Genomic DNA, 16,276 nt, shown 5'->3' on the forward strand with positions numbered 1-16,276 from the left:
TACTGAATAAGAATGGATAGAACATCATGAATTTACATGAGTATCAGGCGAAACAGCTTTTCCTGCGCTACGGCCTGCCAGCACCATCAGGCTTCGCCTGTTCCACCCCGCGTGAAGCGGAAGAGGCTGCATCGAAAATCGGTGCCGGTCCGTGGGTGGTAAAATGTCAGGTTCATGCCGGTGGTCGCGGTAAAGCGGGCGGCGTGAAAGTCGTGAAAAGCAAAGAAGAAATTCGTGCTTTCGCAGAACACTGGCTGGGCAAACGCCTGGTCACTTACCAGACAGACGCACAGGGCCAGCCGGTTAACCAGATCCTGGTTGAAGCAGCCACTGACATCGATAAAGAACTGTACCTCGGTGCGGTAGTCGATCGCAGCTCCCGTCGTGTGGTGTTCATGGCGTCTACTGAAGGCGGCGTGGAAATTGAGAAGGTGGCGGAAGAAACCCCGCACCTGATCCACAAAGTGGCACTGGATCCGCTGGCAGGTCCGCAGCCGTATCAGGGCCGCGAACTGGCATTCAAACTGGGTCTGACCGGTAAGCAGGTTCAGCAGTTCACCAAAATCTTCATGGGTCTGGCGAACATCTTCCTTGAGCGCGATCTGGCGCTGATCGAAATCAACCCGCTGGTGGTCACTACCGCGGGTGATCTGATTTGCCTCGACGGCAAACTGGGTGCAGACGGCAACGCCTTGTTCCGTCAGCCAGAACTGCGCGAAATGCGCGACCACAGTCAGGAAGATGCCCGCGAAGCGCAGGCTGCGCAGTGGGAACTGAACTACGTTGCGCTCGACGGTAACATCGGTTGCATGGTCAACGGTGCCGGCCTGGCAATGGGTACCATGGATATCGTGAAACTGCACGGCGGCGAACCGGCTAACTTCCTGGATGTTGGCGGCGGCGCGACCAAAGAACGCGTGACCGAAGCCTTCAAAATCATCTTGTCAGATGAAAAAGTGAAAGCTGTCTTCGTCAACATCTTCGGCGGTATCGTTCGTTGCGACCTGATCGCCGACGGTATCATCGGTGCGGTGGAAGAAGTGGGCGTCAGCGTGCCGGTTGTGGTACGTCTTGAAGGTAACAATGCCGAGCTGGGTGCCAAAAAACTGGCAGACAGCGGTTTGAACATCATTGCAGCGACCAGCCTGACAAATGCGGCTCAACAAGTTGTCGCGGCAGTGGAGGGGAAATAATGTCCATTTTAATCAACAAGAACACCAAAGTTATCTGCCAGGGTTTCACCGGTAGCCAGGGGACTTTCCACTCCGAACAAGCCATCGCTTACGGAACAAAAATGGTCGGCGGCGTAACGCCGGGCAAAGGCGGCACTGAGCATCTGGGTCTGCCGGTGTTCAACACCGTGCGCGAAGCCGTAGAAACCACCGGCGCAACGGCGTCTGTGATTTATGTTCCGGCTCCGTTCTGCAAAGACTCCATCCTGGAAGCACTGGATGCAGGCATCAAACTGATCATCTGTATCACTGAAGGCATCCCGACGCTGGATATGCTGGTCGTGAAGATGAAGCTGGATCAAAGCGACGCGGTGATGATCGGGCCAAACTGTCCGGGCGTTATCACTCCTGGCGAATGCAAAATCGGCATCATGCCGGGACACATTCATCTGCCGGGCAAAGTGGGCATCGTTTCCCGCTCTGGTACGTTGACCTATGAAGCGGTTAAGCAGACCACGGACTACGGCTACGGCCAGTCAACGTGTGTCGGTATCGGCGGTGACCCGATCCCTGGTTCTAACTTCATCGATATCCTGAAATTATTCCAGGAAGATCCACAGACTGAAGTGATCGTGATGATCGGTGAAATTGGTGGTAACGCGGAAGAAGAAGCGGCTGCATACATCAAGTCACACGTGACTAAACCGGTTGTGGGTTATATCGCGGGTGTGACTGCGCCAAAAGGCAAACGTATGGGCCATGCTGGCGCCATCATTGCCGGTGGTAAAGGCACTGCAGACGACAAATTCGCGGCGCTTGAAGCCGCTGGCGTGAAAACCGTTCGCAGCCTGGCTGATATCGGCGAAGCGGTGAAATCACTGCTGCCACAGTAAGAAAAATGCTCTCCGCGGGTTAAAATCCTGGCGGATTAGGCAAAACAACGTTTCGACATGTTGGTCACCTTCGGGTGACCTTTTTTATTGCTGCTATAATGTTTAACAATAACTGATTTCAGTCATTTTTATTAACAACGCACGATAGGTTCATTGAGAATAAAAGGTTAATAAATAGGATTGCTAAAGTAGCAATTTGGATATTATCGCCAACCATAAAAACACAATTAATTAACAATAAAGTCATCAATAAAGACTATTGAAACTCACAAGTAACATCCTGAAATATTTTTTCGAAATTTGCTGCCACTAATATAGAAATAAACAATGAGATAGGCTTAAATTGCGTCAGATCAATTTCAGCACATGAAGCAGATCTGCACGCTAATTGACCTGTACGCGTAAATCCGCTTTGGGTCACTAAAAAACCTATTTATTGTGTGGAATTAGTGGCGTAACATATTGGCTCTGTAACATCAGTTTTTTGTATGTTTACTTTCCCCGAAATTTCTCCCGTCCGCCAGGCCCGGTTCGAGGCTTAAAGGCGAGTTTTTTTCCGGGGTTCAGAGTGCCTGCGAGAGGGCGTATCCGCCTGATTTCCGGTATGTCTGTTCTGCACACATTTGATTTGAATTCTGGTAGTCATGAGGCGCAACGGGCAACCGTTTCGTCAGAGATCGCAAGTTGGGGTCTTCCTCCGAGGAGCAAGGGGTCAAGATGTTTGATATCGTTGAACTGTCGCGTTTACAGTTTGCTTTAACAGCCATGTACCATTTCCTATTTGTCCCATTAACGCTGGGTATGGCGTTTTTACTGGCAATTATGGAAACGGTTTATGTGCTTTCGGGCAAACAAATCTATAAAGATATGACCAAATTCTGGGGCAAACTCTTTGCAATTAACTTTGCATTGGGCGTTGCCACCGGGTTAACCATGGAATTCCAGTTCGGGACTAACTGGTCATATTTCTCACATTACGTCGGTGATATCTTTGGTGCGCCTCTGGCGATTGAAGGTTTAATGGCGTTCTTCCTTGAATCTACATTAGTTGGCCTGTTCTTCTTCGGTTGGGATCGACTTTCAAAAGTTCAGCACATGACCGTGACCTGGTTTGTCGCGCTCGGTTCGAACTTATCCGCTCTGTGGATCCTGGTGGCGAACGGCTGGATGCAAAACCCGATTGCATCGACCTTCAACTACGAAACCATGCGTATGGAAATGGTCAGCTTCTCCGAGCTGGTGCTGAACCCGGTTGCGCAGGTTAAATTCGTTCACACCGTAGCGTCAGGGTATGTGACGGGTGCGATGTTCATCCTGGCTATCAGCTCTTACTACCTGTTAAAAGGCCGTGACATCGGTTTCGCGAAGCGTTCATTCGCCATCGCAGCGAGTTTCGGTCTGGCTGCCGTGCTCTCCGTTATCGTGCTGGGTGATGAATCCGGTTATGAAATGGGTGACGTGCAGAAAACCAAACTTGCCGCTATCGAAGCCGAGTGGGATACCCAGCCAGCGCCTGCCAGCTTCACGCTGTTCGGTATGCCGAATCAGGATAAAATGGAAAATGAATATTCTATTCAGATCCCCTACCTGCTTGGCCTTATCGCAACGCGTTCTGTGGACACGCCGGTCACCGGTCTGAAAGACCTGATGGCGCAACACGAAGTGCGCATCCGCAACGGGATGAAAGCCTACACTCTGCTGGAAGAACTGCGTTCAGGTAACACAGACCCGAAAGTGCGCAGCGACTTCGAAAACGCTAAGCAGGATCTGGGCTACGGTATGTTGCTTAAACGCTATACCGACAATGTGGCTGATGCGACAGACGTCCAGATTCAGAAAGCGACCAAAGATTCTATCCCACGCGTCCTGCCGTTGTACTTCGCCTTCCGTATCATGGTTGCCTGCGGCATCCTGATGCTGGTGCTGATTGGTCTGTCCTTCCTGGCCGTTGTTCGCGGCAAGATTGGTCAGAAACGTTGGTTGCACCGCGCGGTGTTCCTCGGCCTGCCATTACCGTGGATTGCAGTGGAAGCCGGTTGGTTTGTGGCGGAATACGGTCGTCAGCCTTGGGCGATTGGTGAAGTGTTACCGACTGCGGTTGCACACTCTTCGCTGACGGTAGGTGATGTGCTGACCTCAATGATTCTGATTTGTGGCCTGTACACCCTGTTCCTGATCGCTGAAATGTTCCTGATGTTCAAATATGCACGCCTGGGCCCAAGCAGCCTGAAAACGGGCCGCTATCATTTTGAGCAAACTCCAGCGCCACTTGAGCAAACTCGGTAAAAGGGAGTCGAATTATGTTTGATTATGAATCGCTAAGGTTCATCTGGTGGGTGCTGATTGGCGTGCTGTTTATCGGCTTCGCAGTCACCGATGGGTTTGATATGGGCGTGGGCATCCTGGTGCGGATTATCGGTAAAACCGATACTGACCGCCGAGTCATGATTAACGCCATCGCCCCGCACTGGGACGGCAACCAGGTTTGGTTGATCACCGCAGGCGGCGCGTTGTTTGCCGCCTGGCCTATGGTCTACGCTGCCGCATTCTCCGGCTTCTATGCCGCGATGGTGCTGGTGCTATGTGCATTGTTCTTCCGTCCGCTGGGCTTTGACTATCGTTCAAAACTGGACAGCGCGCGCTGGCGTGGCATGTGGGACTGGGGCATCTTCATCGGTAGCTTCGTGCCTGCATTAGTGTTCGGTGTGGCATTCGGTAACCTGCTGTTGGGTGTGCCGTTCCATATCGACAACGATCTGCGTCTGTTCTATACCGGCAATCTGTTTGGCCTGCTGAACCCGTACGGTATTCTGGCCGGTCTGGTCAGCCTGACCATGCTGATCACCCAGGGCGCAACCTATCTGCAAATGCGTACCGTGGGTGAGCTGCACCTGCGTACCCGCACTGCATCGCAGATTTCTGCGCTGGTGATGATGGTGTGCTTCCTGCTGGCAGGGATCTGGTTAGTAAAAGGTATTGATGGTTTCACCGTGACATCCGTAATGGATCACGCGGGCCCGTCTAACCCGCTGCGCAAAACGGTTTCTCATGAAGCAGGTGCATGGCTGGCTAACTACAATAAGATGCCAGGCCTGTGGGCTATTCCGGCTCTTGGCGTGATTCTGCCACTGCTGACTATCCTGTTCTCACGCATCAATAAAGGTGCACTGGCGTTTATCAGTAACTCACTGACCATCGCCTGTGTGATCCTGACGGCGGGTATCACGATGTTCCCGTTCGTGATGCCATCCATCACTGAGCCAAACGCCAGTCTGACCATGTGGGATGCGACATCCACACTGCTGACGCTGAGAGTGATGACCGTTGTAGCCTGTATCTTTGTGCCTCTCATCCTGATTTACACCTCATGGGCGTATTACAAGATGTTCGGTCGCCTCGATAAACACTACATCGAGAACAACAAGCATTCGTTGTATTAAGGAGAACACCATGTGGTATTTTGCCTGGATCCTCGGCACCTTACTGGCTTGCTCGTTTGGTATCATTACCGCGCTGGCGTTTGAGCACAGCGAAGCCAATAAAGCTGCGAAAGAAGAGAAGTAATGAGTGTGATCGCGGATAAGCTCTACGCCGTCACCGACAAGGGCCCCTTGCGGGCCCTTTCACTGGTGATGTCACTGCTGCTTGCCGGCTGCGTTTTCTGGAAGCCGGGCATGTTTGCCTCGTCGACCAGCCAGCTGGAAGTCTGGCATGGGATCATTCTGATTTGGGCCGTGTGCAGCGGCGTTATCCACGGTGTCGGGTTTCGCCCGCACAAGTCGTTGTGGAAAGCGTTCTTTTGCCCTCTGCTGGCCATGATTGCGTTGGCTGCCGGTCTGTTTTACTTCTTTAGCTGACTTTTATTGTCGATTAAATACACAGATTTACAGTAAAACTCCTATGGGCCGTTCTGGCCCATAATTATTTTCATTCCAGCAATGCAACCCATTCCCAACCCCAGTCCTCTTGAGTATAGTAGTGCCGTCAAATTGCATTACGGGATGTAGAGTGAGTAATTCGTTGTTCCGATGGCCGGTTCGTGTCTACTATGAGGACACAGACGCGGGAGGTGTGGTCTACCATGCCCGATACGTCGCCTTTTATGAAAGGGCTCGCACAGAGATGTTGCGCCAACGCAATTTTCACCAGCAGCAGTTGCTGGGAGAACACGTCGCTTTTGCTGTCCGCCGCATGACGGTCGAATACTTTGCACCAGCTCGTTTAGATGACATGCTGGATGTTCAGAGTGAGATTACGTCCATTCGCGGAGCTTCTCTTACTTTTGCACAACGAATTCTTGATTCGCATGGAAACCTTCTGAGTTCTGCAGAAGTGTTAATTGCGTGCATTGATCCACACCAAATGAAGCCACGTGCGCTTCCTAAGTCTATTGTCGCGGAGTTTAAGCAGTGACTGACATGAACATGCTTGATTTATTTTTAAAGGCCAGCATCCTGGTTAAGCTGATTATGCTTATCCTGGTGTGCTTCTCTGTCGCGTCTTGGGCGATCATCATTCAACGTACCAAGGTACTGAATGCCGCCACCCGTGAGGCAGAAGCGTTTGAAGATAAATTCTGGTCCGGTATTGAGCTTTCCCGTTTGTATCAGGAAAGCCAGGGCCGTCGCGAAACCCTGAGCGGGGCAGAGCAAATCTTCCATTCCGGTTTTAAAGAGTTTGCGCGTCTTCATCGTGCGAACAGCCATGCGCCTGAGTCTGTGATTGAAGGCTCTTCACGCGCGATGCGTATTTCCTTTAACCGTGAACTCGAATCCCTTGAAATGCACATTCCTTTCCTCGGTACCGTCGGTTCAATCAGCCCGTATATCGGCCTGTTTGGTACGGTCTGGGGGATCATGCACGCCTTTATCGGTTTAGGTTCTGTGAAACAAGCCACCTTGCAAATGGTTGCACCAGGTATTGCAGAAGCGCTGATTGCCACCGCAATTGGTTTGTTTGCTGCTATCCCGGCGGTTATGGCGTATAACCGCCTCAACCAACGCGTAAACAAGCTTGAGCAAAACTACGATAACTTCATGGAAGAATTTACGGCCATCCTGCACCGTCAGGCTTTCTCTCGCGAAACCAGCAGTAACTAAAGGGGGAGAGTATGGCTCGTTCACGAGGTCGTCGTAACCGTCGCGAAGGTAAGTCGGAGATCAACATTGTTCCGCTGCTGGACGTACTGCTGGTTCTGTTACTGATTTTTATGGCAACAGCCCCCATCATTACCCAGAGCGTGGAAGTGGATCTGCCAGACGCGACGGATTCCAAAACGGTATCCAGCGATGATAACCCGCCAGTGATTGTTGAAGTCTCTGGCGTGGGGCAATACACCATCGTGGTGGATCATCAGCGTATGGAACAGTTGCCTGAACAGCAGGTTATCGCGGAAGCGACCAGCCGAATTCAGGCCAATCCGAAGACAGTCTTTCTGATCGGCGGTGCAAAAGACGTGCCTTATGATGAAATCATCAAGGCGCTGAATATGTTGCATCAGGCCGGTGTGAAATCTGTCGGATTGATGACACAACCTATCTGAGGATAGGTAATTTGTAACACTTATTTGAAACCCGGCTTTCCCTGCACTGTTAAAAAAGACGACAGGCAACGAAGAACCCGGGTTTTTAGTAATCCTGTCTTGGGAAATCTATTTTGGTAAAGGCAACTGCAACTGAACAAAACGATAAGCTCAAACGCGCCGTTATTGTTTCGGTCGTTCTGCATATCATCATTATAGGCCTGCTGATTTTGGGATCGCTGGACGAAGATACCAGCATGAGTGGCGGCGGTGGCGGTAGTGATATTTCCGCTGTGATGGTCGACCCGAGTGCCGTGGTTGATCAGTACAATCGTCAACAGCAGCAACAGGCTGATTCCCAACGTGCTGCACAAGCGCGTCAGAAAAAATCAGAACAGCAGGCTGAAGAGTTACAGCAGAAACAGGCCGCAGAACAGCAGCGCCTGAAAGAGCTCGAAAAAGAACGTCTGCAAGCGCAGGAAAATGCGAAACAGCAGGCGCAGGAACAGGCCCAGCAGCAAAAGCAGTCCGAACAAGCTGCTGAACAAGCCAAAGAACAACAGAAACAAGCAGAGGCTGCTGCCGCACAAGCGAAAGCTGAAGCCGCCAAAGCAGCCGCACAGGCGAAAGCGGATGCCGCGAAAGAGGCGGCTAAAGCACAAGCTGACGCGCAGAAAAAAGCCGCTGCAGATGCTAAAAAAGAAGCAGAGGCTGAAGCTTCTGCCGCCGCCGCTGCCGCGAAGAAACAAGCCGAAGCAGATGCGAAGAAAGAAGCAGCTGCCGAAGCTAAAAAAGCGGCGGCTGCCGAAGCCAAAGCCCAGGCTGCTGCGGATGCGAAGGCACAAGCTGACGCTGATGCAAAAGCTGCCGCTGATGCCAAAGCGTCGGCTGCTGCGGAGAAAAAAGCGGAAGCTGCCGCTGCGGCCAAGAAAGCTGCAGCCGATAAAAAGGCTGCTGCAGCAGCTGCCAAAGAGGCGGCTGATGCGAATAATTTATTTGATGGCCTCGCCGACTCTAAAAATGCACCGAAAGGGGCAACGGGGGGCGGTGCTTCTGCTCCGGCAGGGAAGGGCACTCAGAAAAAGGCAGGCGCATCAGGTGCAGATATTGCGAACTATGGTAGCCAGATTAAGGCCGCCATTGAGAGCAGATTCTATGACGCGTCATCCTATGCAGGTAAAACCTGTTCGTTGCGCGTTAAAATGAATCCGGATGGCTCGCTTATCAGCGTGTCGGCGGAAGGTGGGGATCCTGCACTTTGTCAGGCAGCGCTTGCCGCGGCCCGACAGGCGAAGTTCCCGAAACCGCCTTCTGAAGCAGTCTATGAAGTCTTTAAAAATGCTCCGATAGATTTTAAACCGTAGAAAGACGAAAATAATTTCTTTTCAGATTTTTACGATAGATTGCAGGGTGTAATTCTAGTTTTGTATGCGTTGGTTTGTTAAAATTCTGCTAAATTATCGCGGGCAGATACGTCCAGATAAGGGAGATACAATGAAGCAGGCATTTCGAGTAGCGTTCGGCCTTTTAATGATGTGGGCATCTGTAGCACATGCAGAAGTTCGTATCGAAATCACCCAGGGTGTAGATTCCGCTCGCCCGATTGGCGTTGTGCCATTCAAATGGGTTGGTCCAGGTACACCACCTGAAGACGTTGGTGGCATTGTTGCTGCTGACTTACGTAACAGCGGCAAGTTTAACCCTATTGATGCATCTCGTATGCCACAGCAGCCGTCCACCGCAGCAGAAGTCACGCCTGCCGCCTGGACCGCCCTGGGTATTGATGCGGTGGTTATCGGTCAGGTTCAACCTGCTGCCGATGGCAACTATGTGGTGTCTTATCAGTTAGTTGACACATCCGGCGCACCTGGCACCGTTCTGGCACAAAACCAGTACAAAGTGACCAAGCAATGGCTGCGTTATTCTGCCCATACGGCCAGCGATGAGGTATTTGAAAAACTCACTGGCGTGAAAGGCGCATTCCGTACCCGTATTGCTTACATCGTTCAGACTAACGGCGGCAAGTTCCCGTATGAACTGCGCGTTGCTGACTATGACGGTTACAACCAGTTCGTTGTTCATCGTTCACCAGAACCTTTAATGTCACCGGCCTGGTCACCAGACGGCAGCAAACTGGCTTATGTGACCTTCGAAAGTGGCCGTTCTGCCCTGGTTGTGCAGACGCTGGCTAATAGCAATATTAGACAAATTGCCTCCTTCCCACGTCACAACGGTGCACCTGCGTTCTCTCCGGATGGCAGCAAACTGGCTTTCGCCCTGTCTAAAGACGGTAGCCTGAACCTGTACGTAATGAATCTTGGCTCTGGTCAAATCAGCCAGGTGACTAACGGTCGCAGCAACAACACCGAACCAACCTGGTTCCCGGACAGCCAGAACCTGGCGTTTACTTCGGATCAGGGCGGTCGACCACAAGTGTATAAAGTGAATATTAATGGCGGTGCGCCACAACGTCTGACCTGGGAAGGTGCTCAAAATCAGGACTCTGACGTCAGTGCAGATGGCAAGTTCCTGGTAATGGTAAGCAGCGCCAGCGGTACACAGCACATCGCTAAACAAGATCTGGCAACGGGAGCCGTTCAAACATTGACGGACACGTTCCTGGATGAAACGCCTAGCCTCGCACCAAATGGCACCATGGTTATTTACAGCTCTTCACAGGGTCTGGGTTCCGTGTTGCAGTTGGTATCGACTGATGGACGTTTCAAAGCGCGTCTTCCGGCAACTGATGGACAGGTCAAATTTCCTGCCTGGTCGCCGTATCTGTGATGCATATACAACTATGTATGGCAAAAAATTATAAAAGGATCGAATAGATGCAACTGAACAAAGTTCTGAAAGGGCTGATGCTGGCATTGCCTGTACTGGCAGTCGCTGCTTGTAGTTCTCACAAGAACGCAGACAACGACCAATCAGGTATGGGTCTGAACACCGGCGCTGGCACTGAAAACGCAAACATGTCTTCAGAAGAGCAAGCACGTCTGCAGATGCAAGAATTGCAGAAAAACAACATCGTTTACTTCGGCCTGGACAAGTACGATGTGTCTTCTGAATTCGCTCAGATGCTGGATGCACACGCAGCTTTCCTGCGTAGCAACCCATCTTACAAAGTGACCGTAGAAGGCCATGCTGACGAACGTGGTACTCCTGAGTACAACATCGCGCTGGGCGAACGTCGTGCTACTGCAGTTAAAATGTACCTGCAAGGTAAAGGCGTTTCTGCAGACCAAATCTCTATCGTTTCTTACGGTAAAGAAAAACCAGCTGTACTGGGCCATGACGAAGCGGCATATGCCAAAAACCGTCGTGCCGTACTGGTTTACTAAGAGAATAGTATGAGCAGTAACTTCAGAACTCACTTGTTGAGTCTGTCGTTACTGGTTGGCGTAGCGGTCCCATGGGCCGCTACTGCCCAAGCGCCAATCAGTAATGTCGGCTCAGGCTCGATTGAAGATCGGGTCACCTCTCTGGAGCGTATTTCTAACGCTCACAGCCAGCTATTAACTCAACTCCAGCAACAACTTTCTGATTCCCAACGTGATATGGATACTCTTCGTGGTCAAATCCAGGAGAACCAGTATCAGTTGAGTCAGCTTGCTGATCGCCAGAAGCAGATCTTTAACCAGATGGACAGCTTAAGCCAGGGTAATGCCGGAGCCGCCAGTACGGGCGCTGCTGCAGCCACAGGTGATGCGTCTGGGTCTGCTGCCGCAACGCCGGATGCGGGGGCTGCACAAGCGCCTGCAAGCACCGGTGACGTGAACAGCGATTACAATGCTGCGGTTTCACTGGCGCTGGAAAAGAAACAGTATGATGAAGCCATTGCGGCTTTTCAGAGTTTCGTCAAAAAATATCCTGATTCGACTTATCAGCCTAACGCCAACTACTGGTTAGGACAGTTGTATTACAACAAGGGTAAAAAAGACGACGCTGCGTATTATTTTGCAGTTGTGGTCAAAAACTATCCTAAGTCTCCAAAAAGTTCTGACGCAATGTTCAAGGTTGGGGTGATCATGCAGGAGAAAGGTCAGGCTGATAAAGCCAAAGCCGTCTTCGCTCAGGTCGTGAAACAGTACCCAAATACCGATGCGGCAAAACAAGCGCAAAAACGTTTATCTGCAAACTAGTTCTTCATTCAGGTCTGGAAAATGTACATATCGTGCATTTTCTGGGCTTGAGTGTGTGAAACGCCATCAGTTAGCACTCTTTCTGAAAATTAAAGTTGCACTGAAAAGTTAAATAAGTAATATATGCCGCCGTTGCCCAGACAACTCCAAACGGCTAACGCTGTCAGAGATTTAGGCAATATGCAGTAGGTTTAGAGGGGCCGTTAGCTCAGTTGGTAGAGCAGTTGACTTTTAATCAATTGGTCGCTGGTTCGAATCCAGCACGGCCCACCACTTTCAAAGTGGACACAGTAGTGAAGCAGTGCAGGATGAGAACCACGGGGTTCGAGCGAAGCGAGACGACAACACGCAAGCGTTGCCCGCAGGGCGAGGTGAAACCGAGTCAATCCAGCACGGCCCACCAAATCTAAACCATTATTGCATGTGGCTTGCACACCAACTGCAAGACACGAAGGCAGACGGAAGTATTCAGGAAGGGCCGTTAGCTCAGTTGGTAGAGCAGTTGACTTTTAATCAATTGGTCGCTGGTTCGAATCCAGCACGGCCCACCACTTTTATAGTGGAAACTGTAGTGAAGCAGTGCAGGATGAGAACCACGGGTTCGAGCCGAGCGAAGCGAGACGACAACGCGCAAGCGTTGCCCGCAGTGTGAGGTGAAACCGAGTCAATCCAGCACGGCCCACCACTTTTAGGTGTAACCCCTGAAGATTTTGAAAGCCATTAGTAAATCAGTACCCAGCATTTAGATGGGCCGTTAGCTCAGTTGGTAGAGCAGTTGACTTTTAATCAATTGGTCGCTGGTTCGAATCCAGCACGGCCCACCACTTTTAAAGTGGATAATGTAGTGAAGCAGTGCAGGATGAGAACCATGGGTTCGAGCCGAGCGAAGCGAGACGACAACGCGCAAGCGTTGCCCGCAGGGCGAGGTGAAACCGAGTCAATCCAGCACGGCCCACCCTCTAAATTGCAGAATTCAGAAAAAAGCGCCTTTTGGCGCTTTTTTCGCATCTGACGCCCGAAACTTCCTTCCATCGCGGTCTTCGTTTTTCCTGTAATTTTCTCAAACCTCGTCTCTTTTAAGTCCAGTAAACATTTTAAGCTCTACGTCTATAATTTGGACGACTTCACTCGTGTTTTACGGTATTTTGTTTAGCATACAAAACTACTCTGCTTCATCATGAACCAGAGAGTGGCTTCCCGCCTTCAGGCATATGGCCTGACTGAATGAGATGACGAGTATGAGCGAAACATTGGATCTGAATGCGACGGTTTATCCTTTCCCCCCGAAACCCGCCGTTCTGAATGCAGATGAAAAGACTTTCTATAAAGAGAAGATCAGAAAACTGCTAAAAGAACGTGATGCCGTGATGGTGGCGCATTATTACACCGATCCTGAGATTCAGGCGCTGGCCGAGGAAACTGGCGGTATCGTCGCGGACTCTTTAGAAATGGCGCGTTTTGGCAGTCAGCATCCCGCTTCCACGCTGCTGGTAGCCGGCGTGCGCTTCATGGGCGAAACGGCCAAAATCCTCAGCCCTGAGAAAACGGTTCTGATGCCGACGCTCAATGCCGAGTGCTCGTTGGATCTCGGTTGCCCGGAGCAGGCGTTCTCAGATTTTTGCGACCAGCATCCTGACCGCACCGTGGTGGTCTACGCTAATACCTCTGCGGCGGTAAAAGCACGCGCCGACTGGGTGGTGACATCCAGCATCGCGGTTGAACTTATTGAGCATCTGGACAGTCTGGGTGAAAAAATCATTTGGGCGCCGGACCGTCATCTCGGAAATTACGTGCGTAAACAAACGGGTGCCGACGTGTTGTGCTGGCAGGGGGCCTGTATCGTCCATGACGAGTTCAAAACACAGGCCCTGACCCGAATGAAAGGTTTGTACCCGAATGCCGCTGTGCTGGTGCATCCGGAGTCCCCACAGGCGATCGTAGACATGGCTGACGCCGTCGGTTCTACAAGCCAGCTGATTCAGGCGGCCAGAACGTTGCCAAACAAGCAGCTGATTGTGGCGACCGATCGTGGAATTTTCTACAAAATGCAGCAAGCATGCCCGGACAAAGAATTGTTCGAAGCCCCGACGGCGGGCGAGGGCGCAAGCTGCCGCACCTGTGCGCATTGTCCGTGGATGGCGATGAATGGCCTGAAAGCCATTGCAGACGGGCTTGAGTCCGGCGGTGCACAACATGCTATAGAAGTAGATGAAGCGCTGCGGGTGAAATCGCTGATACCGCTGAACCGTATGCTGGCGTTTGCGGCGGAACTGAAATTACGCCCTCAGACGAAAGCGCTCTAAGCCACAGCTTTGTAACTGTCGAAAAGGAAATGTGCAATGATGGATTTTTTAAGTACCAGTAATATCCTGGTGCATATTCCGCTGGGAAAAGGCGGATATGACCTGTCATGGATCGAAGCTGTCGGTACACTCTTTGGCTTATTGTGCATCTGGTATGCCAGCAAAGAGAAACTGATCAATTACCCGTTTGGCCTTATTAACGTCACGCTGTTTGCGATCATCTTCTTCCAGATCCAGCTTTACGCAAGCCTCTTGCTTCAGGTGTTTTTCTTCGGTGCCAATATTTACGGCTGGTATGCCTGGAGCCGTCAGACGGCAGATCAACAGGCAGAGCTGCAAATTCGCTGGCTGCCACGTGGAAAAGCGGTGGTGTGGGGCGTGGTTTGCCTTGCGGGTATTTTACTGATGACGTTCAACATTGACCGTGTATTTGCTGCGCTCACGTTGCTGGCCGTCAATCTGATGCAGGCGTTAGGGCTGAATGTTCAGATGCCGGAATTGCAGCCGGATGCTTTCCCGTTCTGGGATTCTTCCATGATGGTGCTGTCAATTGTCGCGATGTTGTTGATGACCCGAAAATACGTCGAGAACTGGCTGCTTTGGGTGGTGATCGACGTGATAAGCGTGGCGATATTCGCCTATCAGGGCGTGTATGCCATGGCGCTTGAATATGTGCTGCTCACACTGATTGCGCTGAACGGTTCATGGTTGTGGATCAAAAGCGCGAAGCAAAACGGTTCACTGCCGCTGCAAACGGCCTGAGTTTCTTGCATTAGCAAAACGCCTCCGGACGGAGGCGTTTTGCTTTATGAAACAGCTGACAGTCAGTGATGATGTGCGTGGCTATGACCGTGATGATCGTGTCCCGCGCTGGCGGCAGGCACTTCGTTGATCACACAATCTGGCGTTTCGCATGTACCGTACTCCATCTGTATCGTTGCATGGCCAATGCGACATTTTTCCAGTAAGTGATGCTGAATACGGTCAAGCAGTGCGTCGTGGTCATGTGGCGGAACGACCTGAACATGCAACGTCATCAGCCGTTGCTCGCCAATCTGCCAGACGTGAACGTGATGCACATTGCGTACTTCGGGAATGCTCTGCGACAGATCCCTGCGCAGCTGCTCGATATCGATTTCCTCCGGCGTCCCTTCCAGTAACTCATGGAAACTCTCGCGCAGTAACCGCCACGCATTACTCAGCACTAAACAAGACACCAGCACAGACAGAATCGGGTCAATCGGTGTCCAGCCGGTATACATGATGATGAGCGCGGCACCGACCGCACCAATCGACCCGAGCAAATCTCCCAGTACGTGCAGCGCGGCAGCACGCACATTGATATTGGCTTTTTCTTCACCCTGATGCAGAAGCCAGAATGCCAAAATATTGGCAAAAAGCCCGGCAATGGCGATCACTAACATCGTAGTGCCCATCACCGGCTGCGGATTGAAGAAACGGGCAATCGCCTCCCAGACAATCAGCACGACAATCACCAGCAGCGCCGCCGCGTTCACGAAAGCCGCCATGGTGGTCAGGCGCAGATAACCAAAGGTATGTCGCGAGTTAGGCTTACGTTTAGCGAAACGTACCGCCAACAGCGCTACAAGCAGTGCAGCGGCGTCGGTCAGCATGTGTCCCGCGTCGGCCAGCAGCGCCAGCGAGCCGGAAATTAAACCGCCGATCACTTCCGCCACCATAAAGGTGACGGTGATTAAAAACGCCAGCAACAGACGGCGGCTGTTTTTATCCTGAGGTAAAAAAGAAGACATAGTTGTATTCACAAAGATGATGAATAGAGGGGATTACAATAACGTAATCTTGAGGTGTTGCAAGAAGGGGAAAGGGCAAAAAAAGAGGAACCGAAGTTCCTCCTGTTCAGCATTGCCGGGGCGGGAATTAGTTACCCGTGGCTTTAGACTGGTTAGTGCCTGGGACCTGATCCGGACAACGGCCGTCCTTACACATGGCTTTTTTATGGTCGACTGTTTTCTTACTCATGTTGTGAGTTTTGTCAGTCGTTTTGTGCGTTTTTTTATGGACTTCATCAACGGGTTTATTGGTTTCGTTGATTTTGCTGTTATCGACACCTTTAGGTGCGATTTTCTGAATTGATCCCGGGCTGTCTGACTGATTTGCTGCGCCGTTATTTGAACCAGCGTCTGTGCCTTCTGCAAGCGCGGCACCTGAAGTCAGGGCCAGAGCTGCGGTAAAAAATGCGATTGCGAACTTATTCATATTG

At 51.3% G+C, this 16,276-nt stretch carries 17 protein-coding genes, 3 tRNA genes and 3 other RNA genes; 21 read left to right on the plus strand and 2 right to left on the minus strand.

Features of this window, described 5'->3' with window-relative positions:
• The first annotated feature begins 26 nt into the window (after positions 1-26).
• From sucC to pnuC, 21 genes are all read left to right on the plus strand, one after another.
• The gene (sucC, locus tag ACQZQY_RS11435; protein ID WP_056771651.1) at positions 27-1,193 is read left to right on the plus strand and encodes an ADP-forming succinate--CoA ligase subunit beta; all 1,167 of its coding nucleotides are present in this window, start codon (positions 27-29) and stop codon (positions 1,191-1,193) included.
• Positions 1,193-2,065 (plus strand): succinate--CoA ligase subunit alpha, encoded by an 873-nt coding sequence (gene sucD / locus ACQZQY_RS11440; RefSeq protein WP_431297108.1) that lies wholly within the window; start codon positions 1,193-1,195, stop codon positions 2,063-2,065. Before sucC ends, sucD begins: the two co-directional genes overlap by 1 nt.
• 717 nt (positions 2,066-2,782) lie before the next feature.
• Positions 2,783-4,351 carry a cytochrome ubiquinol oxidase subunit I gene (gene cydA / locus ACQZQY_RS11445; protein WP_122095862.1) on the plus strand — a complete coding sequence of 523 codons (1,569 nt, stop codon included), beginning with the start codon at positions 2,783-2,785 and terminating at the stop codon, positions 4,349-4,351.
• A 14-nt stretch (positions 4,352-4,365) separates the two neighbouring features.
• Positions 4,366-5,505 (plus strand): cytochrome d ubiquinol oxidase subunit II, encoded by a 1,140-nt coding sequence (gene cydB, locus ACQZQY_RS11450; protein ID WP_056771659.1) that lies wholly within the window; start codon positions 4,366-4,368, stop codon positions 5,503-5,505.
• 10 nt (positions 5,506-5,515) lie between these two features.
• Positions 5,516-5,629 carry a cytochrome bd-I oxidase subunit CydX gene (gene cydX / locus ACQZQY_RS11455; protein WP_013576433.1) on the plus strand — a complete coding sequence of 38 codons (114 nt, stop codon included), beginning with the start codon at positions 5,516-5,518 and terminating at the stop codon, positions 5,627-5,629.
• Positions 5,629-5,922: a cyd operon protein YbgE gene (ybgE, locus tag ACQZQY_RS11460; RefSeq protein WP_056771661.1), complete on the plus strand. Its 294-nt coding sequence runs from the start codon at positions 5,629-5,631 to the stop codon at positions 5,920-5,922. Before cydX ends, ybgE begins: the two co-directional genes overlap by 1 nt.
• A 151-nt stretch (positions 5,923-6,073) precedes the next feature.
• Positions 6,074-6,478 (plus strand): tol-pal system-associated acyl-CoA thioesterase, encoded by a 405-nt coding sequence (gene ybgC / locus ACQZQY_RS11465; protein ID WP_056771664.1) that lies wholly within the window; start codon positions 6,074-6,076, stop codon positions 6,476-6,478.
• The gene (tolQ, locus tag ACQZQY_RS11470) at positions 6,475-7,164 is read left to right on the plus strand and encodes a Tol-Pal system protein TolQ (protein ID WP_056771666.1); all 690 of its coding nucleotides are present in this window, start codon (positions 6,475-6,477) and stop codon (positions 7,162-7,164) included. The genes ybgC and tolQ overlap by 4 nt, the downstream gene beginning before the upstream one ends.
• An 11-nt stretch (positions 7,165-7,175) precedes the next feature.
• Entirely contained in the window at positions 7,176-7,607 is a 432-nt protein-coding gene (tolR, locus tag ACQZQY_RS11475; protein WP_013576429.1) for a colicin uptake protein TolR, read from the plus strand.
• 113 nt (positions 7,608-7,720) lie between these two features.
• Positions 7,721-8,950 carry a cell envelope integrity protein TolA gene (gene tolA / locus ACQZQY_RS11480; protein WP_431297109.1) on the plus strand — a complete coding sequence of 410 codons (1,230 nt, stop codon included), beginning with the start codon at positions 7,721-7,723 and terminating at the stop codon, positions 8,948-8,950.
• Positions 8,951-9,080: 130 nt separating this feature from the next.
• Positions 9,081-10,373 carry a Tol-Pal system beta propeller repeat protein TolB gene (tolB, locus tag ACQZQY_RS11485; protein ID WP_056771671.1) on the plus strand — a complete coding sequence of 431 codons (1,293 nt, stop codon included), beginning with the start codon at positions 9,081-9,083 and terminating at the stop codon, positions 10,371-10,373.
• Between the two features lie 47 nt (positions 10,374-10,420).
• Positions 10,421-10,930, plus strand: a complete 510-nt coding sequence (gene pal, locus ACQZQY_RS11490) for a peptidoglycan-associated lipoprotein Pal (protein ID WP_056771674.1) — start codon at positions 10,421-10,423, stop codon at positions 10,928-10,930.
• Between the two features lie 9 nt (positions 10,931-10,939).
• Positions 10,940-11,731 (plus strand): cell division protein CpoB, encoded by a 792-nt coding sequence (gene cpoB, locus ACQZQY_RS11495; protein WP_056771676.1) that lies wholly within the window; start codon positions 10,940-10,942, stop codon positions 11,729-11,731.
• 197 nt (positions 11,732-11,928) lie between these two features.
• A tRNA-Lys gene (locus ACQZQY_RS11500) sits at positions 11,929-12,004 on the plus strand.
• 14 nt (positions 12,005-12,018) lie between these two features.
• Positions 12,019-12,134: non-coding RNA, RtT sRNA (locus tag ACQZQY_RS11505), on the plus strand.
• Positions 12,135-12,206: 72 nt separating this feature from the next.
• Positions 12,207-12,282 (plus strand) — tRNA-Lys (locus tag ACQZQY_RS11510).
• 14 nt (positions 12,283-12,296) lie between these two features.
• A non-coding RNA gene (locus ACQZQY_RS11515) (RtT sRNA) lies at positions 12,297-12,416 on the plus strand.
• Between the two features lie 63 nt (positions 12,417-12,479).
• Positions 12,480-12,555 (plus strand) — tRNA-Lys (locus ACQZQY_RS11520).
• 14 nt (positions 12,556-12,569) lie between these two features.
• A non-coding RNA gene (locus ACQZQY_RS11525) (RtT sRNA) lies at positions 12,570-12,689 on the plus strand.
• 280 nt (positions 12,690-12,969) lie between these two features.
• Entirely contained in the window at positions 12,970-14,034 is a 1,065-nt protein-coding gene (gene nadA, locus ACQZQY_RS11530; protein WP_122095859.1) for a quinolinate synthase NadA, read from the plus strand.
• A 39-nt stretch (positions 14,035-14,073) separates the two neighbouring features.
• Positions 14,074-14,796 carry a nicotinamide riboside transporter PnuC gene (pnuC, locus tag ACQZQY_RS11535; RefSeq protein ID WP_056772028.1) on the plus strand — a complete coding sequence of 241 codons (723 nt, stop codon included), beginning with the start codon at positions 14,074-14,076 and terminating at the stop codon, positions 14,794-14,796.
• Between the two features lie 62 nt (positions 14,797-14,858).
• On the opposite strand, the gene zitB is transcribed toward pnuC, so the two are convergent.
• The gene (gene zitB, locus ACQZQY_RS11540; protein WP_183846219.1) at positions 14,859-15,806 is read right to left on the minus strand and encodes a CDF family zinc transporter ZitB; all 948 of its coding nucleotides are present in this window, start codon (positions 15,804-15,806) and stop codon (positions 14,859-14,861) included.
• A gap of 127 nt (positions 15,807-15,933) precedes the next feature.
• A complete protein-coding gene (locus tag ACQZQY_RS11545) occupies positions 15,934-16,272 on the minus strand; it encodes a protein YbgS (protein WP_056771685.1) in 339 nt (112 codons plus the stop codon).
• Between the last annotated feature and the right edge of the window lie 4 nt (positions 16,273-16,276).

The organism is Rahnella sp. PAMC25559 (assembly GCF_050632365.1).
In the GTDB taxonomy this organism is placed as follows: Bacteria; Pseudomonadota; Gammaproteobacteria; order Enterobacterales; family Enterobacteriaceae; genus Rahnella; species Rahnella rivi.